This window comes from Metabacillus indicus LMG 22858 (genome assembly GCF_000708755.2).
Lineage (GTDB): Bacteria > Bacillota > Bacilli > Bacillales > Bacillaceae > Bacillus_P > Bacillus_P indicus.
In genome coordinates, this window is the sequence record NZ_JGVU02000006.1 from 217,612 (window position 1) to 244,410 (window position 26,799).

Sequence of the window (26,799 nt, forward strand, 5' to 3'; positions counted from 1 at the left end):
CCCAAAGGCCGCTTTCTGTATTAAACCATTTTCTCATCAATTTCAGGAATCTTATATTCTCCATGTTTCTTTTCCGTTTCAGCAACAATAACAGCACATGCTGCATCTCCAGTGATGTTAACGGCTGTACGCGCCATATCAAGAAGACGGTCAATACCGATGATCAAGGCGATACCCGCTACTGGAAGACCGACAGAGTTCAGTACCATGGCAAGCAGGATTAGTCCTACTCCCGGCACACCGGCAGTACCGATTGATGCAAGAACAGCTGTCAGAACGACCGTAATCATTTGAGTGATTGTAAGGTCGATACCGTAAACCTGCGCAATAAAGATTGTCGCTACACCTTGCATGATTGCTGTTCCATCCATGTTGATTGTTGCGCCAAGCGGTTGAACGAAGCTTGAGATCGGCTCAGGAACTTTCAGGCGTTTTTGGGCTGTTTCCATAGATACAGGAAGTGTTGCATTACTGCTTGACGTACTGAAGGCAACTGCCATTGCCGGCGAGAAGTTTTTGAAAAATGCCACCGGACTTTGTTTTGCAAGGAAGAAGATGGCCGATCCATATGTGACAACGGCATGAATCACAAGGGCAAGAATAACGACTCCCATGTAGAGACCCATTGCCTTCAGAGCATCGAGTCCCTGGCTGCCGACTGCTGCTGCGATTAAACCAAATGTGCCGTATGGAGCGAATTTCATTACAAGATTGACAAGGTACATCATTAAGTCATTGCCCTGCTCAACAAATCTCAGCAAAGCACTTGCCTTTTTACCAAGGAATGTAATACCAAGACCTACAAAGATTGAGAAAACGATAATCTGAAGCATATTGCCGTCAGCAAAAGCCTTAACAGGGTTTGTTGGAATCATGTTCAGCAGTGTTTCCGCTACAGAAGGGGCTTCCTTCGCTTCGTACTCTGCAGAAGATGTATCAAATTCCCCGAAGTTCCCCGGCTGAATCGTAAGGGCAAGAACCAGTCCGATGACAATGGCGAGTGCGGTTGTTCCAAGAAAGAATGTTACAGTTTTAACACCGATTCTCCCAAGCTTCTTCGGATCACCGAGCCCGGCTACCCCAAGAGTAATAGAGAAGAAGACAATCGGCACAACAAGCATGTTAATTAAGTTCAAGAAGATTTTTCCAAGCGGCGTAAACAGGAATGTATCCAGCTGCTTAAATAAATCCGGGGCGGTAATATTGAGGATTAATCCTACAATTGCACCCAGAATGAGACCAATGATGATTTTCGTTGCTAGTTTCATAGACAACCTCCGTAAAATAGAATAATAAAAAGCTAGTTATTTATTCCCAGTTTAACGGGATGGAGAAACATGATTGTGAGAGTTTTTTGAAAAATACAAAAAAACCACAGGAGGAACCCATGGTTTGCATTCGTCAATTTGAATAATTATGACTTTTCACAGTTGAGTCTCTCCAGCGCAAGCGAGGTTAGCTGTCGGATTCGGACGAAGAGCTGTCCTACCTCAAAACTACAAGGATTCACCCCCAGTGCATGCGCACTTACTCGGGTCCCCCGCTCCTGTTAAGGATTAAGCGTATATTTATTAAGTTATACTACTATTCTAAATAATAGTTTGTCTTTTGGCAAACATCAAAATTTGCCTTTAGTTGGATTTAAGCATAAAATTTAGCAGAAATCGCGATAAATTAAGGAGTTTTCCCATGAAAAGATGGATCAAAAATTTTTTTCTGATAGCCGTGGCAGTACTTGTACTTGCGTTTGCAGGCTTTTTCATATGGTCACAGCAGACATATAAAGCAACTGAAGACCTTTACAACTCGACCAATATTCAAAAGGAAAACACAGCAGACGGCTATTTGCTTTTTGAACCGGTGAATCAGAAGACAAATACGGGCATTATTTTTTATCCCGGAGCAAAGGTCGAGCCTGAAGCTTACGCCTATCTTGCCGAGCAGCTTGCTCAGCGGGGATATACAGCGGCGATTGTCAAAATGCCTTTTAACCTGGCGATTGCCGGCATCAATAAAGCCGGGAATGTAATTAAAGACAATCCGGAAATCACAAAATGGTATCTGGGAGGGCACTCACTTGGGGGAGCTTCAGCATCGATCTATGCCTATGACCACCAGGATACAATAAAAGGACTGTTCCTTATGGCTGCCTATCCCACAGATTCCAGTGATTTTTCCGGGACTGATTTTCCGATTTTGACAATTTACGGAGAGAAAGACGGTTTGGCCACTCTTGATGATATCAGGGAGAAAAAACACCTGCTTTCAGAGGATACATTTTTCTATCAAATTAAAGGCGGAAATCATGCGCAGTTCGGCATTTACGGCAATCAAAAAGGCGATAATGAAGCGGACATCAACGTTTATATTCAGCAGGACCTTATTGTTAATACAATCGACAGATGGATCATCATGAATCAATAAGTTTTAAACAAAAAAACTGCACCCCTTCAAATAGCTTAAGGGTGCAGTATCTTATAATTATTTTACTGCCTCAAGAAACTCCTCTGCATCCTGAACTATAAGAGCCACTGCGTCTTTCCAGAAATCCTCTTTTGTCAGATCAGCGCCAAGATGCTTCATGGCAAGATCTTCAACCTGCATCGAGCCTGTATCTTTAAGCAAGGCAATGTATTTCTGCTCAAAAGCAGCTCCTTCCTCAAGCGCTTTTGCATAGATTCCAAGCGAGAACAAGTAACCGAATGTATACGGGAAGTTATAGAATGGAACGCCCGTAATATGAAAGTGGAGCTTTGATGCCCAGAAGTGCGGGTGATACTCGCCTAATGAATCACAATAGGCTTCTTTCTGAGCGTCTTCCATCAGCTCGCTGATTCTCTCGGCACTCACCATTCCTTTTTTGCGCTCTTCATAAAACGCATTTTCGAAAATAAAACGGCCATGTATGTTCATCAGAAGCGCCACACTGCGCTGTACTTTATCTTCAAGCAGGGCAAGGCGCTCTTCTTCCGTTTTTGCTTTTTTCACTGAAGCATCCGCCACAATCATCTCGGCAAATGTCGAAGCCGTTTCCGCCACATTCATCGCATAGCTGCGGTTCAGCGGATGAACGCCTGCCATTGCATGCTGGTGAAACGCATGGCCAAGCTCATGGGCAAGAGTCGCAATGTTTGAAGGCGTGCCTGAGAACGTCATAAAGATGCGGGACTGGTCGCTCTCAGGAAAGCTTGTGCAAAATCCGCCCGGCGCCTTTCCCTGTCTGTCTTCCGCTTCGATCCAGCGGTCCTCAAAGGCTTTTTTCGTAAAAGAGGTAAGCTCCTCTCCGAAGTTTGAGAACTGATCTAGAATAAACTCAGCTCCCTCCTGGTAGGAAACCTTCGACTCTTTGCCGCCGATCGGCGCATCAAGATCATACCAGCTGAGTTTCTCCACCCCGAGAAGCTCTGCTTTTCTTTTTAAATACTTCACTAGAGACTGCTTGTTTTCAGAGATAACTTTCCACATGACATCAAGCGTCTCCCGCTTCATCCGGTTGATTTCAAGGGGCTCGCTGAGCACGTCGTTCCAGCCGCGCTTTTCGTAGACATTCAGCCTGAAGCCCGCAAGATGATTCAGCGTTTGTGCAAATAAATCAGCTTTGCTTCCCCATGCTTTTTCCCACTCTTCAAAAACAGCCTTGCGTACTTCACGGTCCCCGCTTGAGAATTTATTGGCCGCCTGGCCAACGGAAAGTTCTTTTACTTCTCCATTTTCTCTGAATGGAATTTTCACCGTTGAGACGAGCGTGTCATAAAACTGTCCCCACGCATGATATCCATCAACAGAAAGAGCATTGATCAGCGTTTCCTGCTCCATCGGCAGTTTATTCTTCGCTTTGTTTCTGCGTTCAGTTAGCACATAGCTGAGGTCAGCCAGACTTTCCGTCAGAATAAGCTCTTCCCAGATTCTATCCTCCACTTTTACAAGCTTTTGATCAAGGCTTGCGAGTGCATTCTGAAAGTGAGAGCTGAGCTGCGTTACTTTCCCTCTCAGAACAGCAGCGTTTTTGTCCTCTGTATCCTGGGCCTGCAGGCAGCCGACAAATGCACCCGCCTGTCTAATTCTTTTTGCAATCCCCTGAAATGAATCAAGGATTTCATTAAGGTAAACGTGATCCTCTTTTGAGCTTGGCACATCCAGCTGATCTGCCTCGGCCTTAAATAATGGAACGTCCTTTTCAAGCTCTTCTAAGTGGCGCTTAAAACTTTCAGACTTGCTGCCCCCTTCGAAAAACACATCCAAATCCCATGTTTCTGCATATGTAGCGGCTTTCATAATTCTACCCCCTATTAAGTATTTCGCTGCACTAAATAAACTGACAGGTCTATTATATAACATCCGTTTGAATTTTTGTATAATTCTTACTCTTTTCAAAATCAAAAAAAAAACAACCCGCAGGCTGTTCTTAGTTACTTCACCGATTTATCTGATTTTACCTCATCGTCATCCATTAAGCCTTTTGTTGCATTCTTGAATTCTCTCAGTGTTTTGCCTGCAGCTTTGCCCAGCTCCGGAAGTTTTTTCGGTCCGAAAAGCAGGAGTGCCACAAACACAATCAACATGATTTCGCCGAATCCCAAGTTCATCATGTACCCTTCTTCCATGTCATATTTTCATAAAAATAGAAAGAAAACGTTATCTTTGTAAATTATAGTAGATTCCTGTGTACATTGCAAAGTGAAGTTTTGGTGACAATTATTTCAAGATATCATGCAAATATTGCTAAATGGGATATCTCGTTGACAAATTTATATCCCCCTGCTAAATTAATGCTATTAAAATAACATTAAAAATCCTCACGACATCTCAGTGAGGTAGAGGTTGCGCGATTGGAAGAGTAGCATGCATGAGGCCGGTGGGGCTGATGAACGCATGACGAAAGGCCTTCGCGCCGAAGTGTATAACAGCCACACTGTTATACGCTGGGACGGCATCGAACAGGTGCCGGACTGCCGCAGATTTTTCTGCGGAGTGCTATCTGGAGATGATGGTGAGTTTTTGCGTATTCTGGCGCACGGACTTTTCCGTGCGTCTTTTTGTTTGTTTCTATCAAGAATGACACAGACTGAAAATAAGGTATGTGTTCCATAGGAGGTTTCACATTTTGAAACAGAAAAAATGGGGTTTCTGGCTGTTAACAGCCTTTGTTGTAGGAAATATGGTCGGATCGGGTATTTTCATGCTTCCGAGTACACTTGCACAAACGGCAAGTCCTCTCGGTGTAACGAGCGCCTGGCTTGTCACTGGATTCGGCGTACTGATGATTGCTCTTGTTTTCGGCAATCTTTCTATCCGCAGACCGGATTTGACGGCCGGTCCTCAAAGCTATGCGAAAGCACTTTTTGATTCGCCTAAAAAAGGAAATGTCGCAGGCTTCAGTATGGTCTGGGGATACTGGGTCGCGAACTGGATCAGCAATGTCGCCATTATCACCAGCTTTGCCGGCTATTTATCTTCCTTTTTTCCGATTATGTCTGACAAATCGGTTCTTTTTACGATAGGTTCACAGGACGTTCAGCTTGGGAGAGCAGTAACGTTTGCTGTGTGTACCATCCTGCTTTGGGGTACTCATTCCATTCTTGTCACAAACATGACGGGTGCAGGGAAGCTTAATTTTGCTGCTACCGCTTCTAAAGTCATTGGATTTATGCTGTTTATCATTGCCGGATTATTTGCACTCGAATCTGCCTCTTTCGGCGAATTCTATTTCCCGGTTGAAACAGACAGCGGCAGTACACTCGGACTGACAAGTCAAATTCAGTTCGCCGCGATCTCAACTTTATGGGCGTTTGTCGGCATTGAATCGGCCGTTATTCTTTCAGGTCGTGCATCTTCACAAAAAGATGTGAAAAAAGCGACTATTACCGGCTTAATCATTGCTGTTTTCATCTATATGATTATCACACTTATAACCATGGCCGTTCTTCCGCATGAACAGCTGCAGACCTCCGACAAACCATTCGTCGATGTGCTCTCCGTTATTTTAGGAGATGCAGGAGCGAATGCGATGGCTCTGCTCGCGGTTGTGTCTCTGTTCGGTTCCACCATCGGCTGGATTCTGCTTTCTTCTGAAGTGCCGTATCAGGCCGCGAAATCAGGCATCTTCCCGGCATTCTTTGCAAAGACCAATAAAAAAGGCAGTCCCGTAAATGCCCTGCTGATAACAAATTTGATGTCGCAGATTTTCATTTTCTCAACGATTTCAGGAACCATCAGCGAAGCTTATACGTTCCTGACAACGTCAGCTACACTTGCTTATCTTTTCCCGTACCTAGTATCCTCCATCTTCTTCCTGAAGCTGATTGCTAAAGGAGAAACGTATGATCTGGTAAAGGGTTCGCGTGTAAAAGACGGGATCATCGCGTCCATAGCCTGTATTTATTCTGTCTGGGTTATCGTCACCGGAACAGCAGACCTTAAAACATTTGCTTTAGGTGTCGGCCTTTTCCTTGCAGGCTTTGTGATCTATCCATTCCTTGTAAAGTACATGAAAAAAGAAGAATCTGCCTCTGCTTAACCAAAAGGGCTGCATCCATTATGCAGCCCTTTTAATTTGCTGCCGGAGCAAACATCTGGCTTGCACAATACTCAATGATTTCTCTCCTTCTTATGATTCCAATGAAGATTCCTTTGTCATCAGTCACTGGCACAAAATTCTGTTCCATGGCCCTTGTAATAATATGTTCCATCTCAGCCTGAATGGAAATGGGCTCGTTTTTGCGGTGAAAAGGAATTTCCGTCAGCCGGATGTTTTCTGTGTTATGAAAATTCAGGTTTGGGGTATTTTTCAGCTTCCAGAGCAGATCTCCCTCTGTCAGCGTCGTGACATATTTCCCTTCTTGATCAAGCAGAGGGACCGCTGAATAGCGGTGGTATTCCATCTTTTCAAGCGCCTGACGCATCGTCGACTGGATAGGCAAATAGACAACTTCCTTTTTTGGAATCAGGAAAAAAGCAATATTCATTTCTTAAAAGTCCTCTCTATATTTTTCCATCTGACACAATATGAATATCAATGTTTTCTGTTTTTCTCATAATTGTATTTACGATAGACCCTTTTCGGATTTCCTCCCATCTTGTTCTTGCTGACTGCCCAAGGAGAATTTGGGTCACATGGTATTTCGTTGCTGTTTCTATGATGATGTCTGCAGGTTTCCGGTTTCTCTCATGCTCAAGCAAAAAGACGGCATTGAATTGAGAGGACAGCAGCTTCCACCTTTCCATTTTTTCTCTCATCTCCTGGGTAAATGATTCTTCCGGTAATTTTGCTGCATGGAGGATAAAAAGCTGTGCTCGGAGCCGGTTCGCCATCCTCCAGCCTCTTCTGATGAGTTTTTCTGCTGTGGGGCCGTAGCCCACGCAGACAAGTATTTTTTCATGTACGCCTATGGGACCATATGAAAGGTTTCCGCTGATCTGCTCCATTTTTTCATCTACATCGTCCGCCACTTCTCTAAGGGCGAGCTCCCTTAAAGCAGAAAGATTGGGAACAGTAAAGAAATGGGAGAGACTTTGCTCAATCTTGTCAGAGCCGTAAATTTTACCTTCTGACATTCTTTTTCTCAGCGTTTCAGGCGTCACATCAATCAGCTGGATTTCGCTTGCTCTTTGAACAAACAAATCAGGCACGCGTTCGCGCACCGCTACTCTCGTAATTTGCTGAACAATATCATGGACACTTTCCAGATGCTGAATATTGACGGCGGACATGACATGGATGCCTGCTTCCAGTATTTCTTCTACATCCATATACCTTTTAAGATTTTTAGAGCCTGGTATATTGGTGTGGGCAAGCTCGTCAATAATAACAACCGCCGGCTTTCTTTCAATAATGGCCTCCACATGCAGTTCTCTGAATATACTTCCTTTATACGTCATCTCTTTTAGCGGGATAACTTCAAGGTCTTTTACCAGATCCTCTGTTTCTCTTCTTCCATGACACTCTATCAGTCCAATAACTGCATCAATTCCTTCAAGCTTTAAATCATGGGCATCCTGAAGCATTTTATACGATTTTCCAACCCCTGGGGCAGCTCCGACATAAAGCTTCAGTTTGCCCCGGTTCATTTCTGCTATTTCATCTAGCAGCTCTTGAGGAGTTTTCCGTCTGAAATAAGGTTGGTTTTCATTCATAGTTTCACCTGCTCTATAATAGAAAAGCGTAATCTGCCGCCTGCAAGCATCCAGCCTCAGCTTACCCTGCAACTGAGGCGGATCTTTATTATGGCTGTTTTAGAATAGATTGTTGTTTCCTGCGGTACCCGTTCCCTTGCGCTCCAGTCACTTGCTTTCCGCGGGGAGGGCCTGAAGCTTCCTCGCTGCGCTTGCGGGATCTTCAATGCCCTCTTCATCCCGCAGGAGTCAAGTGCCTTCCGCTTCAGTCCACTAGTTTCGAAAATCTAATATAAGGAAACACAGCCATTTTTATTGTTTCTTCATGTTTTTCAAGTCCAGATTCAATTGAAGAACATTCACTCTTTCTTCGCCAAACAGTCCAAGTTCCCTTCCCTGCACATGGTTTTCAATCAGTTTTTCAAGTTCAGCTTTTTTAATTCCTGTTGCTTCTGAAACTCGATCGACCTGCACGTAGGCTGCTTTTGGACTTATGTGGGGATCAAGTCCGGAACCCGAATTTGTCAGCAGATCATTCGGCACTTGACCAATTTTCACTTCCGGGTTGTTTTTTTCCCATTCCTTTATAGATTCCATCGTGCGGTTCAGCATATCTTCATTGGATGGAGCGTAGTTGTTCGATCCTGATCCTGCTCCGTTGTATTCAATGCTTGAAACTCTTCCGTGGAAATAGCCTGCTTCAGTAAAGGACTGACCGATCAGCTCAGAACCTATCACCTTATCATTCTCATCATAAATTAAACTTCCATCTGCCTTATGAGGAGCAGCCGCCTGGGCAATTCCTGTTACCGCAACCGGATATACCAGGCCGCAGAAGGCCATTAACACAAGGGTCATTCTGATAATCGGCCCTATCATTGATTGTTTTTCTTCCATTGTATAAACCTCTTTTCTTCTTATATAAATAGAGCAAGGCAGAGATCGATCATTTTAATGCCGATAAAAGGAACCAGCACTCCTCCGAAACCGTATACCAGCAGATTTTTTCTGAGCAGGGCATTTGAACTCATCGGTTTATAGCTGACACCTTTCATTGCGAGAGGAATCAGAATCGGGATAATAACTGCGTTAAAAATCAAGGCTGACAGGATCGCAGAGATTGGCGAATCAAGTCTCATGACATTCAGCATATTCATTTCCGGAATGGCGAGCATAAACATGGCTGGTATGATGGCAAAATATTTGGCAATATCGTTTGCGATACTGAAGGTTGTCAGTGCCCCGCGTGTCATCAGCAGCTGCTTTCCGATTGAGACAACTTCAATGATTTTCGTCGGGTTCGAATCCAGATCCACCATATTCGCAGCTTCCTTGGCAGCGGCCGTTCCGCTGTTCATGGCAAGACCTACATCTGCCTGTGCAAGTGCAGGGGCATCATTTGTACCGTCACCCGTCATGGCAACAAGCTTGCCCTGTGATTGTTCATATTTAATGACTTCGATTTTGTCCTCAGGCTTGCACTCTGCAATAAATTCGTCAACTCCTGCTTCTTTTGCGATTGTGGCAGCTGTGAGAGGATTATCTCCCGTACACATAACGGTCTTGATCCCCATGCTGCGAAGCATGTCAAACCGCTCTTTCATTCCGGACTTCACCGTATCTTTCAAATAAATTAATCCGAAGATCTGATTATTCATGGCTACAGCAAGCGGCGTACCGCCGGCCTTGGAAATGTCATCCGTTTTTTTATCAAGATCAGCAGGGATGACTCCTCCATGTGACAGAACCCATTTCTTCACGGCATCAACCGCGCCTTTTCTTACAACCGTCCCATTAGGCAAATCCATGCCGCTCATGCGGGTTTCGGCTTTGAACTCAATGAACGTTCCTCCAGCTGCAAGATCCGTTCTATATGAAAGCTGCTTGTTCTTTAACAGCTCAAGAACCGATCTTCCCTCAGGTGTTTCATCATCCAGTGAACTGATGGCTGTCCATTGGGCAAGGTCCTGCATCGGGGCATTGCCGACAGGAATGAACTCACTTGCCATCCGGTTCCCGAATGTAATCGTACCTGTTTTGTCCAGAATGATGGTGTTTATATCACCTGCAGCTTCAACGGCTTTACCAGACATGGCAATGACGTTGAACTGGGTTACCCGGTCCATCCCGGCGATTCCAATCGCGGATAGCAATCCCCCGATTGTCGTGGGAATCAGGCAAACCAGCAGTGCAATCAGAACAGGTATTTCTAGCTGAAAACCGAGATAATCCGCATAAAAAGGAAGTGTTACAACGACAATCATGAAAATGAGTGTCAAGCTAGTTAAAACCGTATTCAGAGCAATTTCATTCGGTGTCTTCTGACGCTGTGCACCCTCAACAAGAGCAATCATTTTATCAAGGAAGGATTCTCCCGGATCACTTGTGATTCTCACTTTAATCTCGTCGCTGACCACCTTAGTTCCTCCTGTTACGGAGTTGAAGTCCCCTCCTGCTTCCTTAATAACAGGGGCAGATTCTCCTGTAATGGCTGATTCATCAACAGATGCAAGACCGGAGATAACCTCACCGTCCCCTGGAATAAACTCTCCCTGTGATACAATAACCACATCTCCTTTGCGGAGCGAAGCGGAGTCAATTTTCTCAATCTCTCCATTAGGTTTCAGGCGATTGGCCGTCATTTCTTTCTTGGAATTTTTCAGCGAGTTTGCCTGAGCCATTCCCCGTCCTTCTGCCAAAGCTTCAGCAAAGTTAGCAAATAACACGGTGAACAAAAGAATCAGTGAGACCGTTAAATTAAACGTCACGTTTACTTCTGCAGATCCAAAAGCAGAAGGTGCAAAAGTGAGCAGCAATGTCAGGAAGAAACCAATTTCTACAATAAACATGATTGGATTTTTCACCATGATTCGCGGATCAAGCTTAATAAAAGATGCCTTTATTGCGTTTCCAATCAGCCCTTTATCCACTTTCGTTCTGCATTCCGGCTTCTGATCTTCCGGCTCTGTCTGTCTTGCATCTTCCATCTGATCATACCTTTCAGCAGCCTTCACTGCGGTTGCTAATGATGTCTTACTCATTTCGGATCCTCCAATTAGGTTTATAAAGTTAAAAACTCTGCGACCGGTCCTAAAACCAGTACCGGGAAGAATGTCAATGCCCCTACAATAAATACCGCTCCGACAAATATGGTGCCAAACAAACTAGTATCTGTACGGAATGTTCCGATTGTTTCCGGCACAAGCTTTTTAGAAGCTAATGATGCTCCAACAGCAAGCATGGCAATGATGCCAAAGTATCTGCCGATAAACATGACTATTCCTGTTGAGATGTTCCAGAACGGAGTGGCATCTCCAAGACCTTCAAAGCCTGAGCCGTTATTGGCTGCAGAAGATGTGTATTCATAAAGAACTTGGGAAAGCCCATGGAATCCCGGATTTGAAATACCGTCAGATCCTAGCGGCGTATAAAGCGCAAGGGCTGTTGATCCCAGAATCAGAAACGGATGAATCAGCAAGGTAACAGCGATCAGTTTCATTTCTTTTCCTTCTATTTTCTTGCCAAGGAATTCTGGCGTGCGCCCTACCATCAGGCCAGATAAGAAAACGGCGATGACAGCGTACATGATGATATTCATAAAGCCAGCTCCAATCCCGCCGAAAACCGTATTCAAAAGCATATTCGACAAGGCCAGCATCCCTGTGATGGGAGAAAGCGTATCATGCATGGTATTAACCGCTCCTGTTTCAGAAGCTGTTGTCACGATTGCATAAAGAGCAGATTGTGCCGCACCAAAGCGGACCTCTTTGCCTTCCATGCTTCCTGATGCCTGCTCAAGGCCTGCTTCAGCCAATCTTGGGTTACCCTGATATTCAGATAAAAGAGCTGTTCCAAGAAAGACCACGAAAATCATGGCCATTGCAGCAAATAGGATTCTGCCCTGCTTTGCGTTTCCGACCATTTTTCCATACGTGAAAGGAAGGGCTGTCGGAATCAGCAGCATCAAAAGAATTTGCAGCAGGTTGCTAATCCCGTTAGGATTTTCAAAAGGATGGGCTGAGTTGACACCGAAGAATCCTCCTCCGTTGTTGCCCACTTCCTTAATGGATAAAAGAGAAGCAACAGGGCCCATTGCGATCGTCTGATCCGCGCCTTCTACGGTTTTTGCCGTCACACTTGAATCCAGCGTCTGAGGAACACCAAGAAAAACAAATACCAGACCCGTTACAAAGGCTATCGGCAAAAGAACACGAGTAATGGAACGAATTAAATCTACAAAGAAATTTCCAAGAGGGTTGCCTGAAAGTCCTCTTATTAATGCAATGGCTGCAGCAAATGCTGTAGCAGGAGCGACAAACATCATAAACGTAATGCCGATCATCTGAGAAAGATAAGATAATCCGCTCTCTCCGCTGTAATGCTGAAGATTTGTATTGGTCATAAAGCTGATGGCCGTATTAAAGGCAAGTGTCGGATCCATTCCGGCAATGCCGCTCGGATTCAGCGGAAGCGAACCCTGAAAACGAAACACAAGGTAAACGATAAAAATCATGAAAATATTTGAAATCAGTAGAGCAGAAGCATATTGCCTGAAACTTTGATTCGTTTGTTTGATTCCGCTTAGTTTATAAACCGCATGTTCAAAAGGGCCAAAAAAAGCATCAAGTTTCGTTGTTTCATAAGAAAACGCACGCGCAATGTAGTTGCCTGCAGGCTTTGCCAGCAGGACGACAAGCGCCAATGTCAGGATAATGGAAAGTATGGATAGTACACTCAATGTCTCTTCCTCCGCAAGTTAAAATTTTTCAGGGTTTACCAATGCATAAAGCAAATAGAGCGTGATGGCGGCGATTCCGCCGAGCAAAACAATCGTCACTTTTCTTCCCTTCCTTCAGTCACAATCTTTTCAGACCATTTTACAAGTCCTGACATAAGCAGCGTTAAAGCTGCAAATGAGAGAATCATGATACTGTCAAGCATTTAAATCCCCCGTTCTTATTGAATCAGAAATTTTACGTTATCCAATCTTGAATACATGACATGCTGAGCGCCGAGCAATTCATAAAGCTTAGCCGGATAATTCGCTCTTTTTGTAATCACCGTAATCGGCGCCCTGACACTCGCTTTGAGTATTTCCATCAGCCGGCAGGTCTCAGCTATTTTGTCTTCGAGCAAAAGCACTCGTGAAATGGGCTCGTTTATAATCAGGTACTGTGCATGTTGCTTAATAAAATAAATGGTTTTAAACCCTTTGGTTCTCAAATGACTTTCTACACTGTAATCTCCGGTAATAAATGACAGAGATGAATTCTCCGGGAGAATCTCATCCAGGCAGCCAAGCCTCGTATAGCTCGGAATGCAAATCAACATCGTTTCCATGACGTTCCCTTCCTTTTCAAATCAATAAAAACCGCGGAAGAGGGTCTCTTCCGCGGTTTTTAGGCATCACTTAAAAAAGCATGCAGCACCTGCGATTTTGATTTCCCTCACTGCGCTTTCGGGGTTAGCTGTCGGATTCGGGCTATGAGAGCTGCCCTGCCACCTTTTCAGATGGATTCACCCCAAGCGGCTGTATGCCGCAGAAGATTGGTTCCCCCGATTTCATTGTGAAATTAAGCGTCCAGGTATTCAGTTCTGATTTGACATCTCTTTTAGAGATCCACCTCCTTAAATCATTCTCGTATTTTAACCTTGCTTCATTTCGCCAAGCCAGTACGAGCACGTTCCAGGCTTGCTGAAAATCACGTATCGTGCTCCCAGTTTTTTATATAGGTCATAGTGTCTGCTGTCATCTGTCATCACGATAATCCGCATCGTGCCCAGATCTGAGAAAAAGGCTGTTAATTCAAATCCTTCATTGATCGAATCCGATATAACATAAACAGAACGATAATTTGAAAACTTCTTTTCCAATTCGATCAGGTTATCCATTCGTGTGTTTCCATCTCTAGAGTTCGACAGTTCACACGCATACTGCTCATAGTTCATGACATCTGCAAATCTTCTATTCACGCTTATACTCTCTACGACAGAACCGAATAAATCTCCCTTGCCTATAACCAGTGTGTGATTCATCGTCATCCCCCGCACATCCATGTATAACGGTATTTTTTCCCTCCTGCCGGCTCTAACCCTATTGGATGAAGCAGCCCAAGTGAAAAAAAAAGAGACCAATGCTTACCCTTCCCCCAAACAGATCCATATCCAATCAAATCAGCAGAATAAGCTGATTGATCTACATATGGCTGTTTTGGAGAAAAAGTACTCATTGGTCTACTTAACGCCCAGCAAGCCGAAGCCCTCTTTGCGTTCCGTCTTCCGTTTTTTCCTTTTTCGAATGAATTGCATGCATCAAAAAGACCTTTTACAGTCCCCAGGCCTCTTCTCTGCCTTAAAAAAGGGCAGTAAAAAAAAGACTCCTGTTAAGGCGGTCTTTTGACCTCCTTCGCTTTAGCCGACGAAGTTAGCTGACGGGTAGGATGGCGAAAGATCTCATCCTTCCTGCAAATGCAGAATTAACCCCAAAAAATTGGTTCCTCCGCTCCCGAATCTCGGGACTAGGCCGTTATGCAATTCGTGATTACGTGATTATCTTACTCCCGCGGTGAGATCGTGTAAACAGGGAAATACACCGAAAATCAGGTGAATTATACTGCTTTCGCCTTTCATTCTCTCTATTACTCTTATTTGCTCATGTTATTACAAAATTTAAGTCTTTTTTTTTAACGATTGCTGCAGCATATTACCAGCATACTATTCCCTATCATTTACAGTTTGCTATTGACAGGGTCTGGGTGTGTAAGTAAGATAAACTCGTCAATATATGCAAAGCGCACTCACCAGCAAGATAAGATTTTGTCATTGTATGACGGTGGATCTGCGCAACTGCAGCAGCAATGTTAATCAAAAGCATGTTTGCCGGGGGTATATTCATATGGCTGTGTCGCCAAAAAAAAAATTAGAAATGGAACTTAGTGAAGCCTTTATTAAGCTTCAAAGAGACTTAATTGGACGCGGTCCTCAGGAGACCAGAACCTACATTGTCCATGATATGGTGATCGCGAGGTTCAAAGGTGTTCTCACAGTTGAAGAAAAACACCTGGTTGAAAACGAGAATGGCAGAAAGCTTGTGAAACAAATGAGACAAGTCCTGCGTGAAATGTACAGTAAAGAGTTTGAGGAAATCGTAGAAAGATGCACCGGCTGCAAAGTGCTGTCCAGCCACAGCGACATCAGCACCAAAATGGGGGAACGGATTGAGGTTTTTGTGGTAGATAAGGATTTAGAGCGTTCTCTCGAATCAAAAGGCTAAAAACCGCATTTCAAAAGGAGTATGCATAGCCCGCATACTCCTTTTTTCTATGTATTCAACTATTTTCCACCTCATTTCAAACACCTTCTCAGGAATAATAAATAATAATCTGGAGATATACAATAAATTAAAAAAGAGAGAATGAGAGAGAAAACGAGAGAAAAACAGAGTCTGGATAGATTAATTTCTAAATTATTCCTCTTTTTCAGAGCTTTACAAGTAAAATTACCCGGGCTTATGATAGGCTCAATTTATTTCCTAATTCGCAGAATCCGCTAAAGGAACGGGGGACCCAATCTTCCGGGGTGAAGCCGCAGCATCAAGCGGCCGGGCGACTCTTACCGTCCGAATCCGTCAGCTAACTCCGTATGCGTTGTTTGAGAGAGGAAGGTGTGACTATTCAGAGCCGGCTAAAACCCGCTTGCTGAAACAAAAATATAATCCTTCGATTTTTCAAAAACCGTTCGTAATGTCAGACAAAAATTAAAAAATCGGGGTGTTTTTTATGTTGACCATTTTAGATACGTTAAGTGAAATCAAGGCAGAAATAGCTGAAAAACATGTAGAATTGCTGCACCTTCAGTTTGTTGATCTTGAAGGGAATTTAAAGCATGTCACCATTACAGCTGATCAGATTGATGAGGCGGTGGAAGGTAAAATGATGTTTGACGGGTCGTCAATCACGGGCTTCTGTCCAATTAATCAGTCCGACCTATATTTAAAGCCTGATTTGAACACATTTGCCATCATTCCCTGGTCAGTTGAGGAAAAGTATGCGGAAGCAAGGTTTCTATGCAGCATTCACAATCCGGATATGACTCCTTATGAAGGTGATCCGAGATTTGTGCTGCAGCAGGCAATGAAAAGAGCAAAATCACTCAGTTATTCCATCAGCATCGGGCCTGAATTGGAATTCTTCCTTTTCAAAACCGACGAGAATGGAAATCCGACAACAAATCCGCATGATCTGGGAGGCTATTTCGAACCCGCTCATGATTTAGGTGAAAAAGTGAGGCTTGAGATCTACCGGACGTTAAAAGCAATGGGCTTCAAAATTGAAGCCTCACACCATGAAGTAGCAAACGGCCAGCATGAAATCAACTTCCGTTTTAACGATGCCCTGACTTCTGCCGATAATGCAACGACTTATAAATGGGTTGTTAAAAATGTCGCAAAGCAATTTAATCTGCATGCTTCTTTTATGCCTAAACCGGTTCAAGGAATAAACGGATCAGGCATGCACGTGAACATCTCGCTGCTTAAGGATAGGGAAAATACGTTTTACGACGAAAACGATGATATGCAGCTTTCAAATGAAGCCTACTACTTTATCAATGGCATACTGACCTATATTGAAGAAGTGACCGCCATCACTAACCCGATTGTTAATTCGTACAAGCGGCTTGTTCCTGGCTTTGAAGCTCCTTGCTATATTGCCTGGTCAACCTCAAACCGTTCAACCTTAATTCGCATACCGGCAAAAAGAGAGGCTGCAACACGCATTGAAGTGAGGCATCCTGATCCAAGCGCTAATCCATACCTTGCTTATGCCGCGATTGCTGAAGCCGGAATGGCAGGCATTGCCTTATCAGAATTCCCGAAGGCTGCTGTTCATGATGACATTTTCAGCATGACAGAATCAGAGCGGCTTGAAAAAGGCATCAAGCATCTTCCAGATAACCTTGAGACAGCACTGGATTTGCTGGAAAACGGCCCACTTGCGAAAATGGTTCTAGGGCCTCACGTTTTCCGTCAATTTCTTCTTCATAAAAGGGCTGAATGGCACGAATACAGAAATACCGTACATTTATGGGAAATTGAACGTTATCAGACGAAATTTTAATAGAAAATCAAAAACCCCGGTTCGTTGTTGAATCGGGATTTTTTGTGTCTCATTCCGTGAAGGGATTCATAATTTCCGGCCAGTTGGTTAACGTAAGAAAATAAGCTGATTCGCAAGGTGAGCGGACTGGTTATTATATCAATATACTTTTGTGAGAGTGTTATTCTCAACTGTTGGAGGATACTGTATGAATTCCCTTTTCCGAAAAAAATCAATTACCGACCTGCTTGCCCAAAGTCAGCAAAAGTCACTTGAACGCACGATGGGTGCAATGGATTTGACCCTGCTCGGCATCGGAGCCATCGTGGGTACAGGCATTTTTGTTCTGACAGGAGTAGTTGCTGCAGAAGCTGCGGGCCCTGCACTCATTCTTTCTTTTGTCCTGTCCGGTATTGCCTGTGCGCTTGCTGCCTTTTGTTATGCTGAGTTCGCTTCCTCAGTGCCGATTTCAGGGAGCGTGTACACCTATACATATGCAACACTTGGTGAGCTTTTTGCTTTTTTAATCGGGTGGGATTTGATGCTTGAATATTTGCTTGCGACTTCTGCTGTTGCAACCGGATGGTCTGCTTACTTTCAATCACTGCTCGCAGGTTTCGGACTGGACCTGCCAAAGGCCTTCACCTCCGCTCCCGGTGCTGGAAAGGGCGGATTGATCGATTTGCCTGCTGTGTGCATCATCTTTTTAATCACCGCACTTCTGTCAAAAGGAATCAAAGAAAGCACCCGCGTCAACAACATCATGGTGTTCGTCAAACTTGCCGTGATCATCGCTTTTATCGTAGCTGGTGTGTGGTATGTTAAGCCTGCAAACTGGACGCCGTTTGTCCCTTTTGGCTTTGACGGGATTGTAACAGGTGCTGCGACTGTGTTTTTTGCATATATCGGGTTTGATGCTGTTGCCACTGCAGCTGAAGAAGTGAAGAGACCGCAGCGGGATGTCCCGATCGGCATTATTGCTTCTTTGACTGTTTGTACAGCTCTGTATATCATCGTTTCGCTTATCCTGACAGGAATGGTTCCTTATACAAAACTGAATGTGGCCGATCCGGTTTCTTTCGCCCTTCACTTTGTCGGCCAGAACACACTGGCAGGCTTCGTTTCTGTCGGGGCAATTGCAGGCATTACGACTGTGCTTCTCGTGATGATGTATGCGCAGGTCCGGATTTCATTTGCGATGAGCCGTGACGGACTGCTTCCAAGCGTTTTATCAAGTGTGCATCCATCATTTAAAACGCCATTCAAAAATACGTGGCTGACAGGTCTCGTTGCAGCAGCCATTGCAGGCTTCGTCGATTTGACTACACTGGCCCATTTAGTGAACCTGGGTACCCTTGCGGCCTTCACCCTGATATCAATCACTGTGATCGTTCTGAGAAAAACACACCCAACTCTTGAGAGGGCATTTAAAGTGCCGTTCGTCCCTGTATTCCCGGCAATCAGCGCCTTGTTCTGCATCTACCTCATGACGAGCCTTCCGGCCATCACTTGGACTTCCTTTATCATCTGGATTGCCATCGGGGCCGTCATCTATTTCGTTTATGCAAGGAAAAACAGCAAACTAGTTTAGATCGCTAAAAAAACCTTTCTCCGCTGCAGGAGAAAGGTTTTTACTCTTTATGATCGTCTGACCTGTCTGAAAAAGTACCCGACTAGCAGCAGTGCGACAGCAAATGAAATCATGACAATAAACTTCAGATGATCATGCAGAACGCTTTTCCCAAAAACGGGTTCTACATCTGCTACTGCGCTTTTCACAAGCTTATTTTTTTCAGCTTTCACAGGATCAAGCGGATGTTTGGCGAGTTCTCGGCCATCTTCACCGTCAATCGTCAAATTTCCGCTGGTATCCACATCAGCAGAAATGGTCTCATGTGTTTTTCTGGCATAATAAAGCGGCTCATCCAATGTGAACTCCTGTCCTTCTTGATCCTTATAATATGTTCCAGAAGCGACAAATTCGGATGTGAAATTTGCAAAGCCGTAATCAAGCAGCTTGACCGTATCTTTGTAAGACATACGGTCTGTCTTTGCATTCAGCGTGACAGCGATCAGCCTGATATTTTCTCTTTCAGCGAGAGTCGACAGCGTAAAACCGGACTGGCTGACATATCCGTTCTTTCCCCCCACCATTCCTTCATATGGGGTCGCCTGCAGAAGTTTGTGATGATTGTGGAGAGTTGTATCCCAGGTTTCCCCGTCCCATTTCAGCTCGGCTGTTGAAAAGATCTCGCGGAAGATTTCGTTTTGTGATGCATACTGAGTCAAAGCAGCCAAATCTTCCGCTGTGGTGACATGATTCGGGTCAAAAAGACCGTGCGGGTTCGTAAAATGAGTATCCTCAAGCCCTACTTTCTTCTCCAAAAACTCATTCATTTCCTTTGAAAATGTTTCTACATTTCCGCTGATATGTTCAGCAATGGCAATTCCTGCATCATTCCCGGAATTGATCATGAGTCCCTGAATCAGCTTTTTCAGTGGCACCTGTTCGCCTGCCTCAAGATACACTCTTGTCCCGTCGGCATTTCTGGCATTTTCGCTGACAGTTACGATATCATCCAAATTCCCATTTTCAATCGCATAGATGGCTGTGGCCATTTTTGTCACACTAGCAGGGTACATCTCGGCATCGCTTTTTTTCGAATAGAGAATCTGGCCGGAATCAGCATCGATCAGGACGGCTGATTCACTTTCGATTGCCGGTTCATTTGCCGACAGTTCCTCTGCTGATGGTTCTGAAGAAAAAATCATACCTAAAAAGAAGCTCGCTGCAAGAATCAAAGGGGTTTTTTTCATCTATATAAATCTCCTGATTGTAGTAGTCTATATTCATTCCGTATACAAGCATAACAGGTAATAAAACGGCATGACAATGTAAAGTTATAGAAACGGATGCATAAACGTTCATTTTACCTGAATTTATAGAAAAATCTGTATTTTTATTGATTTGACTTCCAATTCTGCCTGTCATATACTTTACCTGACGAACGTCAGGAAGGCGGTTTTCAATGTGACCTCAGAACAGCTTAAACAGGCGGCCATCCGCCTATTTGCCGATCATGGCTATGAAGGTACTTCACTGGCTGACATTGCTGCTGAAGTTGGAATAAAGAAACAGTCGATTTACACCCATTTTAAAAATAAGGATGAACTCTTTCTTAAAGCGATGGCTGATGTTCTTGAAAAGGAAATTGAATATGCAAAAGCTTCATTTTCTTCTTCAGAACAGCCTCATCTAAAAGAAATTCTCTTCTCCTATTTGACGGATTATGTGCACCGTTTCGAAGTGGAGGCGGAAACAAAATTCATGCTGAGAATTAGCTTTTTGCCCCCCTCACATTTATATCGGGAGGTCATGGAAAAAGTTTATGTGTACCTCGATACGTTTGAAGAACTGCTCATCAGCGTTTTTGAAAATCAGCCTGCTCTTGCTGTAAAACCGTCTGAAGCGGCCACGGCGTATATGGGTGTCGCAGATGCTGTTTTCGCCGAAATGCTTTATGGCGGACCTTCGCGCGTGCAAAAACGGCTGGACAGCTGTTTTTGCGTTTATTGGAATGGGATTAAAAGAAAAGCGGAGCCGACCGTTTAGCCCTGACAGGCATCCAAAATATCATTCGGTAAAGAAGGTGCTTTTCTGCCTCTCATCCGTTCTCATCGATGATATGGAAACATAAGGAAAGGACGATTATCATGAACAAAGACTGGACGAAAGTATTTATGGCCGGTTTTATTGAAGTCATTTGGGTTGCCGGTCTGAAGTATTCAGACAGCTGGCTTGAATGCCTGGGAACCATCATCACAATCTGCATCAGCTTTTACCTGCTGATCAGTGCATCGAAAAGACTGCCTGTCAGTACGGTTTACGCTGTTTTTACGGGACTTGGGGCAGCCGGAACCGTTATAGCAGAAATTCTGTTTTTTAATGAGCCTTTTCAGCTGGTTAAAATCCTTTTAATCACCGTTTTAGTATGCGGGGTTATCGGGTTAAAAACACTGTCTGATGACAAAAAAGAGGAGGCTTCCATATAATGGACTGGGCGTTTCTAATTGGGGCCGGCCTGTTTGAAGTAGCCGGCGTTATCGGGATTAATAAAATGAAGGAATCTAAGGGAATCGTTCCACTGCTGATTATGATTGCAGGTTTTTCGCTAAGCTTTCTGCTGCTGAATCAGTCCCTCCAGACGATTTCACTCGGGACTGCCTATTCCGTCTGGACAGGAATCGGATCTGCCGGGAGTGCGCTGATCGGCATCTTGTTCTACGGGGATTCAAAGAGCTGGAAACGGATATTATTCATCAGCATGATTATTTCCGCAACGGTAGGGCTCAAACTGGTTTCGTAAGGAGTTTTTACTTTTGATTAAATATTCGTTTCTCGTGTTTATTGGCGCATGCAGCTACGGTATCATTTCAACAATTATCAAGCTTGCCTACAAACAGGGCTATTCAGTGGAAGAAGTGATCGGCAGCCAGTATGTGACTGGCTTTCTTCTGTTTTTAGTCTGCTCCCTTCTCTTTTCAAGAAAAAAAGCGACATGGAAACAGGCGCTCTTCTTGATGCTGACAGGGACGACGACAAGTTTTACAGGGATTTTTTACGGCAAATCACTTGAAACCGTTCCGGCGTCCATTGCGATTATTCTGCTGTTTCAATTTACATGGATCGGCATTTTAATTGAGGCAGTTTATCTTAAAAAGAGACCTGACAGAGCGAAGCTTTTCGCTGTCCTTCTTTTGCTTATAGGCACTTTCATGGCAGGCAACCTGTTCGGGAAAGAAGCCGTCAGCTTAACGGACCCGGGAATCATCTGGGGCCTTTTCTCGGCTGTCTCTTTTTCCCTCTTTATCTTTGCAAGCGGAAAAGTGGCAGCTGAGCTTCCATCGCTGAACAGAAGCTTGTTCATGTCGTTTGGGGCGGCGATCTTTCTCACCGTCCTTTTCACTCCCGATTTTATGACAAATGGTTCTCTTCAGGAAGGACTATGGAAATTCGCCTTGCCGCTCGGCTTTTTCGGCGTGTTTATCCCGGTTGTGCTGTTTTCCATCGGCACTCCTAAAATAGGCTCAGGACTCGCCACGATTGTCGGTGCTGCCGAACTGCCAGCAGCCGTTCTATGCTCGGTCTTTTTTCTGAAAGAATCGGTGAACCTGGTGCAGACGGCCGGTATTATGCTTATCCTTTTGGGAATTTCCGTCTCGCAGCTTTTTTATTATTTTCGGCAGAAAAAGAAGGTAAGTCATACGCTGGATATGTAAGGTGATATGCACAGCAAAAAGAGGAAAAAACGTGAATCGTATGCTATACGTACACTGGATGGAGATTATAACGTAAGGAAACCCTCAAATCGTATGCTATTCGTACACCAGATGAAGATTATAACGTAAGAAAACACTCGAATCGTACGCTATATGTACACCAGATGAAAATTATAACGTAAGGAAACACTCGAATCGTACGCTATACGTACACCGAATGAAAATTATAACGTAAGGAAACACTCGAATCGTACGCTATACGTACACCGAATGAAAATTATAACGTAAGGAAACACTCGAATCGTACGCTATTTTTACACAGGATGGAGATTATAACGTAAGAAAGAAAATAGATTGTACGCCACGTATGCCTTATATAGAAAAAAAGAGGGTGAATTTGATGTGTTTATACTCAAATTCACCCTCTTTTCTATATGCTGTGTCTTAATAATCCGCTTTAATGTGGCGGATCAATGCCTCTGCACTTTCGTTTACCTGTTCCTGATTCAGCGTTCTTACCCCATGCTCGACAAACGCTGGAAGAAAGCGCATGCCGGTCAGATTAGCCATTGCCTGAAACGGCTTGAACAGCTCGCTCATGCTGTAATGGTTATAGCCGCCTGACTGATACGCAGCTTCCGGTCCTCCCGTTGAAACAGCCAGCATAAACTCTTTTCCGTGAAGCTTTGTCCCCTGTGAGCCATATGCCCAGCCGTAGGCAAGAACTTCATCCTGCCATTCTTTCAAAAGTGACGGACTGCTGTACCAGTAGAATGGAAACTGAAAAACGATCCGGTCGTGTTCAAGCAAGAGCTTTTGTTCGCGTTCCATGTCAATTTTAAAATCAGGATACTCACTGTAAAGGTCATGAACCGTGACGTCCTGCTCTTCGTGTAATCTGAGACTCCACGCTTTGTTGACTGTTGAATCTGATAGATGAGGGTGTGCAAGTATAACAAGTGTTTTCATTTCATGTATCTCTCCTTTTATTTAGTTTCCGCCGGTCGTTTCTTCGTAAATAACCTCTGCTTCTGTTCGGTTTTGATACATACTGTAAAAAGCATCGGCAATTTTTTCTGAATCATAGTAGGTGCCGGATTCTACAAAGCCTTTTATCGTCAAAGTACCTGCATAAATTCCTTCCGGCTTCAGTTCATCATGAAGGCTTTTGGCCAGACTGCGGATCCCTGCTTTTCCTATGGATAAAGACGCGAGATCTGCGTAAGGATGGAGAGCAAGCCCACCGCCAGTCAGAAGAATAGCCCCTTTGTTCATATATGGAAGAACTTCTTTCGTGCTTGCAAGAGCTCCAGACACGCTGACTTTGAAATCGGCAATCAAATCTCCGCTGTCAAGGGCCGTCGGTTTTCCCGGCTTTCCTGCAGCCGCATTGTACAAGAGAACATCCACCTTGCCAAAAGCATGGATAACATCTGAAATGGCGGACTTAAGTTGAGATTCGGATGCGATATCTGCCTTGAATCCTCTAGCCTCTATTCCATGAGCTTCCAGTTCTCTTTGATAATCCGCCAAAGCTTCTTTTCGGCGTGCGATCATCGCCACCCTAAATCCTTTTCTCCCAAATGCAAGAGCCGTGTTCAAACTGATTCCTTTGCCGGCTCCAACCACAAGCAGGACATTTTCATTCATATTTCTATCTCCTTTGCACTTTATATTTGTATATGCAAATGAATAAGCAAAAAAATATAGTTGTACATGCAAATGAATACCAAAAAAAAATTTACGTTCTTTTCTCTAGTTTATTGCTCGCCTCATGCAGTGACTTGCTTAATTCCAGGCTGAATTCTTTTCCTAGAACAGCCGAGTATTCCTGAAACAGATCCTTCAGAGATGCCCGGAACTGTGTATAAATTTTATCTCCCTCACTCGTAAGTGAAATGAAAGACTGCTTGCCGCTTACTTTCCGGTTTACAAGCCCCTGCTTCTCAAGCTTATCAATAAATCTGGTGCTTGTGGAAGGCGCAATGGAAAGCTTTTTGCACAGCTCTTTTTGAGTAATTCCGGGATGGAATTTAACGGTCATGATTAAGTACAAGTAAGATGGTGCAAGGTCACCCGCATCAAAAACCTGTTCAGCAAGCTTTGTCATGTTTCGAGCAAACCTGCTCGCTGTAAAATACAAGCAGTGCATGAGTACTTGTTCTTCTTCGTTCATCTGCATCATTCCTTTTTTCATTTGCATATACAAATTAACATTTTTCTAAATGCAATGTCAAGTAAGTCATTCAGAGCAGGGAGAGCGTCAATCAGTCCCCTGCCCGAAACGTCTTCATTGCTTCCTCTGCCTGCTCTTCTGTTACATAAGGAGTATGGAAGTAAACACGCACAAGCGTCCCGTCTTCAAGTTCAAGAAAATAATGATAGGTCTGCACGGCGGTCATCGTCTTTACGTGCTGAAGCAATCGTTCAGCAGGATAGGCCAGGTTCGTGATCTCCTTTATCTCAAAAATTCCAGGACTGGATTCAAGACTTAGTTTTTCCTTAGTCGAACTAGGAACAGCACCTCCGACTGTGCGCTCGCCCAGCTTGAATTCAAGACCCTTCTCCCTTTTTAAAATGTCCATTCCCTGCGGCAGATCAATTGCGTACGTTTGCTCGCCGCTCCTGCCGGATTCATTTGCAAGATAGACAGAGAAAACACCAATGCCAAGGAGCAGAACAGCGGCAGCAGCTATCTGAAAAAATCGGTGCATGAGTGTAATAGGAGCCTGCCTTCTCTGCATGCGTTCACGAATGAATTGTTTTTGTGAAGGGGACATATTTTTTCTAGGGAATTTCATGTTCTCATAATTCAAGCTCAGCACCTCTTTCCAACCGTGGGTTTTGCTTTAATTTCTGCAGGGCCCGGTAATACGTCCGGCTTACTTTGTCCCTTGACCATCCGAGAACATGTGCTGTTTCTTCTACCGAAAGCTCAGAAACAATTCTGAGCAAAATCACATCGCGGTATTCTGCCTTCAGCTCTGAAATCGCTTTGTACGCTTCACTCAGCTCCTCATGTTCAAGCAGGATCTCATCCGGCGTTTTCACATTCCGCACTCCGGGCATCCAGCCAAGAAATTTTTTTCTCCTCCACTGGTCGATCACAAGTCTTCTTGCGATGCTGATCAGCCAGGTTTTCGGATGGCTCTCGTCCCGGAACCTGCTTTTGAATGCTTTTAAAAACACTTCCTGAACCTCATCTTCGACATCATGCGTACCTTTATAATAGACAAGAAAGTGATGCACATCGTCACCGTATTCGCTGAACATCCTCTCCAGTTCCTGTCCGTCCATCCCATTCACCTCATTTTGCCCTCTTTGCCCCATTAGACGTTTTCTTTCTCCCATTCTCTCACTGAAACGAAAAAAATTCAGTCCCTTTTCAGACTGAATTTTCCTCCCTCTTATACTTGTCCGGCCCATTCCTTTTTGGCAGCACGGTTATATAGGTCTCTTATTTGATTATATTCTTTTTCTGAAAGATTGCCTTTAGCCGCAAGCTTCGCATTCTGTATCCACCTGTCCGGTTTCGCCGTTCCGACAATGGCTGTATGAACACCCGGAACTGTAAGTGTAAAACGGAGTGCTTTTTCTACTGCCTCAGGCAATTCCCCTTTTAGAAACGGATAATCAAGCTCGTTAAATCTTTCCCAATACTCCTGGTAATAGCCGTTTTCAGGCTTCTCGCTGTAGTTCCAGGCAACGTTTGCAATTGGGCGTTTTGCAATGATGCCCATTCCTCTTTTTACTGCCTCCGGAATTGTGAGATCAACAGCCTCCTGATCGGCGATGCTGACGGATGTTTCAAAGGTATCGAAAGCGCCGGTTTTTATCGCATACAAGGCGTCAGTGTGATCTCCGCTGTAGCCGATATAGCGGGTTTTCCCCTTCTCCTTCGCCCGCTTTAGAACATCAATGACATCTCCCTGTCTGAGGATATCCTCAGAGCAGCTGTGCAGATGGATGGTATCAACATAGTCTGTTTTGAGCCTTTTTAAGCTTCGGTCGATGGATTCTTCAAGCATGGCCGGATTCCAGTCTTCGCCGTCAAGGCCTGACGTGTGGCCGCACTTTGTGAAAAGATAAAAATCATCTCTGCGGTGAGACATCGTTTTGCCGATCAGTTCTTCACTTGTGTTGTAGCATTCTGCGGTATCGATGACGTTCAACCCGGCATCAAGCGCCGTTCCGAGAAGGCGGTCCACCGTTTCTTCAGAAGCATTTGAAAACCCGATTTCCGCTGCTCCAAAACCAAGTACACTGACCATCATATCTGTTTTTCCAAACGCGCGTCTTTCCATTTTCCTCA

General features: G+C 44.3%; 27 protein-coding genes and 5 riboswitches. Of the genes, 9 read left to right on the top strand and 18 right to left on the bottom strand.

Annotated elements, in window-relative coordinates; all coding sequences use genetic code 11:
* Positions 1–20: 20 nt before the first annotated feature.
* Positions 21–1,268, bottom strand: a complete 1,248-nt coding sequence (locus AZ46_RS15625) for a dicarboxylate/amino acid:cation symporter (RefSeq protein ID WP_029284285.1) — start codon at positions 1,266–1,268, stop codon at positions 21–23.
* A gap of 161 nt (positions 1,269–1,429) precedes the next feature.
* A riboswitch (cyclic di-AMP (ydaO/yuaA leader) is annotated at positions 1,430–1,573 on the bottom strand.
* A gap of 116 nt (positions 1,574–1,689) precedes the next feature.
* Here AZ46_RS15625 and AZ46_RS15630 point away from each other — a divergent pair.
* A complete protein-coding gene (locus AZ46_RS15630; RefSeq protein ID WP_029284287.1) occupies positions 1,690–2,424 on the top strand; it encodes an alpha/beta fold hydrolase in 735 nt (244 codons plus the stop codon).
* Positions 2,425–2,481: 57 nt separating this feature from the next.
* Here the strand turns inward: AZ46_RS15630 and AZ46_RS15635 are convergent, their stop codons facing one another.
* A complete protein-coding gene (locus tag AZ46_RS15635) occupies positions 2,482–4,275 on the bottom strand; it encodes a M3 family oligoendopeptidase (RefSeq protein WP_029284289.1) in 1,794 nt (597 codons plus the stop codon).
* 134 nt (positions 4,276–4,409) lie between these two features.
* On the bottom strand, positions 4,410–4,586 hold the full coding sequence (locus AZ46_RS15640; RefSeq protein ID WP_029284291.1) for a twin-arginine translocase TatA/TatE family subunit: 177 nt from the start codon (positions 4,584–4,586) through the stop codon (positions 4,410–4,412).
* Between the two features lie 221 nt (positions 4,587–4,807).
* A riboswitch (Lysine riboswitch) is annotated at positions 4,808–4,985 on the top strand.
* A 116-nt stretch (positions 4,986–5,101) separates the two neighbouring features.
* Here AZ46_RS15640 and AZ46_RS15650 point away from each other — a divergent pair.
* Entirely contained in the window at positions 5,102–6,517 is a 1,416-nt protein-coding gene (locus AZ46_RS15650) for an amino acid permease (RefSeq protein WP_029284296.1), read from the top strand.
* Between the two features lie 31 nt (positions 6,518–6,548).
* On the opposite strand, the gene AZ46_RS15655 is transcribed toward AZ46_RS15650, so the two are convergent.
* The 8 genes from AZ46_RS15655 to AZ46_RS15685 all read right to left on the bottom strand — a co-directional run bounded on the left by AZ46_RS15655 (position 6,549) and on the right by AZ46_RS15685 (position 14,148).
* Complete coding sequence (locus AZ46_RS15655) at positions 6,549–6,965, bottom strand: CBS domain-containing protein (protein ID WP_029284297.1); 417 nt, start codon at positions 6,963–6,965, stop codon at positions 6,549–6,551.
* Positions 6,966–6,981: 16 nt separating this feature from the next.
* Positions 6,982–8,133, bottom strand: a complete 1,152-nt coding sequence (gene kdpDN, locus AZ46_RS15660; RefSeq protein WP_029284299.1) for a KdpD-like non-kinase potassium sensor — start codon at positions 8,131–8,133, stop codon at positions 6,982–6,984.
* Positions 8,134–8,424: 291 nt separating this feature from the next.
* A complete protein-coding gene (gene kdpC, locus AZ46_RS15665) occupies positions 8,425–9,009 on the bottom strand; it encodes a potassium-transporting ATPase subunit KdpC (RefSeq protein ID WP_029284301.1) in 585 nt (194 codons plus the stop codon).
* Between the two features lie 20 nt (positions 9,010–9,029).
* Positions 9,030–11,099, bottom strand: a complete 2,070-nt coding sequence (gene kdpB / locus AZ46_RS15670) for a potassium-transporting ATPase subunit KdpB (RefSeq protein ID WP_412768604.1) — start codon at positions 11,097–11,099, stop codon at positions 9,030–9,032.
* A gap of 74 nt (positions 11,100–11,173) precedes the next feature.
* Complete coding sequence (gene kdpA, locus AZ46_RS15675) at positions 11,174–12,850, bottom strand: potassium-transporting ATPase subunit KdpA (RefSeq protein WP_051827374.1); 1,677 nt, start codon at positions 12,848–12,850, stop codon at positions 11,174–11,176.
* An 18-nt stretch (positions 12,851–12,868) separates the two neighbouring features.
* Positions 12,869–12,949: a potassium-transporting ATPase subunit F gene (locus AZ46_RS22595; protein WP_081414239.1), complete on the bottom strand. Its 81-nt coding sequence runs from the start codon at positions 12,947–12,949 to the stop codon at positions 12,869–12,871.
* Positions 12,950–13,068: 119 nt separating this feature from the next.
* Complete coding sequence (locus AZ46_RS21045; RefSeq protein WP_051827375.1) at positions 13,069–13,452, bottom strand: hypothetical protein; 384 nt, start codon at positions 13,450–13,452, stop codon at positions 13,069–13,071.
* Positions 13,453–13,551: 99 nt separating this feature from the next.
* Positions 13,552–13,702: riboswitch (cyclic di-AMP (ydaO/yuaA leader) on the bottom strand.
* A 56-nt stretch (positions 13,703–13,758) separates the two neighbouring features.
* Entirely contained in the window at positions 13,759–14,148 is a 390-nt protein-coding gene (locus AZ46_RS15685; RefSeq protein ID WP_139015517.1) for a hypothetical protein, read from the bottom strand.
* Between the two features lie 362 nt (positions 14,149–14,510).
* Positions 14,511–14,647: riboswitch (cyclic di-AMP (ydaO/yuaA leader) on the bottom strand.
* A 360-nt stretch (positions 14,648–15,007) separates the two neighbouring features.
* Here AZ46_RS15685 and AZ46_RS15695 point away from each other — a divergent pair.
* The 3 genes from AZ46_RS15695 (at position 15,008) to AZ46_RS15705 (ending at position 18,798) form a co-directional block, all read left to right on the top strand.
* Positions 15,008–15,385, top strand: a complete 378-nt coding sequence (locus AZ46_RS15695) for a Na-translocating system protein MpsC family protein (RefSeq protein ID WP_029284313.1) — start codon at positions 15,008–15,010, stop codon at positions 15,383–15,385.
* 254 nt (positions 15,386–15,639) lie between these two features.
* Positions 15,640–15,774: riboswitch (cyclic di-AMP (ydaO/yuaA leader) on the top strand.
* 116 nt (positions 15,775–15,890) lie between these two features.
* Positions 15,891–17,228 carry a type I glutamate--ammonia ligase gene (glnA, locus tag AZ46_RS15700; RefSeq protein ID WP_029284315.1) on the top strand — a complete coding sequence of 446 codons (1,338 nt, stop codon included), beginning with the start codon at positions 15,891–15,893 and terminating at the stop codon, positions 17,226–17,228.
* Between the two features lie 187 nt (positions 17,229–17,415).
* A complete protein-coding gene (locus tag AZ46_RS15705) occupies positions 17,416–18,798 on the top strand; it encodes an amino acid permease (RefSeq protein ID WP_029284317.1) in 1,383 nt (460 codons plus the stop codon).
* 47 nt (positions 18,799–18,845) lie between these two features.
* Here the strand turns inward: AZ46_RS15705 and AZ46_RS15710 are convergent, their stop codons facing one another.
* A complete protein-coding gene (locus tag AZ46_RS15710) occupies positions 18,846–20,024 on the bottom strand; it encodes a D-alanyl-D-alanine carboxypeptidase family protein (RefSeq protein WP_029284319.1) in 1,179 nt (392 codons plus the stop codon).
* A 214-nt stretch (positions 20,025–20,238) separates the two neighbouring features.
* Between AZ46_RS15710 and AZ46_RS15715 the strand changes: the two genes are divergently transcribed.
* The 4 genes from AZ46_RS15715 to AZ46_RS15730 all read left to right on the top strand — a co-directional run bounded on the left by AZ46_RS15715 (position 20,239) and on the right by AZ46_RS15730 (position 22,487).
* Complete coding sequence (locus tag AZ46_RS15715) at positions 20,239–20,820, top strand: TetR/AcrR family transcriptional regulator (protein WP_029284321.1); 582 nt, start codon at positions 20,239–20,241, stop codon at positions 20,818–20,820.
* Positions 20,821–20,921: 101 nt separating this feature from the next.
* Complete coding sequence (locus AZ46_RS15720; RefSeq protein ID WP_029284323.1) at positions 20,922–21,260, top strand: DMT family transporter; 339 nt, start codon at positions 20,922–20,924, stop codon at positions 21,258–21,260.
* The gene (locus tag AZ46_RS15725) at positions 21,260–21,574 is read left to right on the top strand and encodes a DMT family transporter (RefSeq protein WP_029284326.1); all 315 of its coding nucleotides are present in this window, start codon (positions 21,260–21,262) and stop codon (positions 21,572–21,574) included. Before AZ46_RS15720 ends, AZ46_RS15725 begins: the two co-directional genes overlap by 1 nt.
* A gap of 13 nt (positions 21,575–21,587) precedes the next feature.
* Positions 21,588–22,487: an EamA family transporter gene (locus tag AZ46_RS15730; protein ID WP_029284328.1), complete on the top strand. Its 900-nt coding sequence runs from the start codon at positions 21,588–21,590 to the stop codon at positions 22,485–22,487.
* A gap of 444 nt (positions 22,488–22,931) precedes the next feature.
* On the opposite strand, the gene AZ46_RS15735 is transcribed toward AZ46_RS15730, so the two are convergent.
* The 6 genes from AZ46_RS15735 to AZ46_RS15760 form a co-directional block, all read right to left on the bottom strand.
* Positions 22,932–23,456, bottom strand: a complete 525-nt coding sequence (locus tag AZ46_RS15735; protein ID WP_029284330.1) for an NAD(P)H-dependent oxidoreductase — start codon at positions 23,454–23,456, stop codon at positions 22,932–22,934.
* 21 nt (positions 23,457–23,477) lie between these two features.
* On the bottom strand, positions 23,478–24,137 hold the full coding sequence (locus AZ46_RS15740) for an SDR family NAD(P)-dependent oxidoreductase (RefSeq protein ID WP_029284332.1): 660 nt from the start codon (positions 24,135–24,137) through the stop codon (positions 23,478–23,480).
* Positions 24,138–24,228: 91 nt separating this feature from the next.
* Positions 24,229–24,663 (bottom strand): MarR family winged helix-turn-helix transcriptional regulator, encoded by a 435-nt coding sequence (locus AZ46_RS15745; protein WP_029284334.1) that lies wholly within the window; start codon positions 24,661–24,663, stop codon positions 24,229–24,231.
* A gap of 91 nt (positions 24,664–24,754) precedes the next feature.
* Complete coding sequence (locus AZ46_RS15750) at positions 24,755–25,303, bottom strand: hypothetical protein (RefSeq protein WP_029284336.1); 549 nt, start codon at positions 25,301–25,303, stop codon at positions 24,755–24,757.
* The gene (locus tag AZ46_RS15755; protein WP_029284337.1) at positions 25,293–25,784 is read right to left on the bottom strand and encodes an RNA polymerase sigma factor; all 492 of its coding nucleotides are present in this window, start codon (positions 25,782–25,784) and stop codon (positions 25,293–25,295) included. Before AZ46_RS15755 ends, AZ46_RS15750 begins: the two co-directional genes overlap by 11 nt.
* A gap of 110 nt (positions 25,785–25,894) precedes the next feature.
* A complete protein-coding gene (locus tag AZ46_RS15760) occupies positions 25,895–26,791 on the bottom strand; it encodes an aldo/keto reductase (RefSeq protein WP_029284339.1) in 897 nt (298 codons plus the stop codon).
* Positions 26,792–26,799 lie beyond the last annotated feature (8 nt).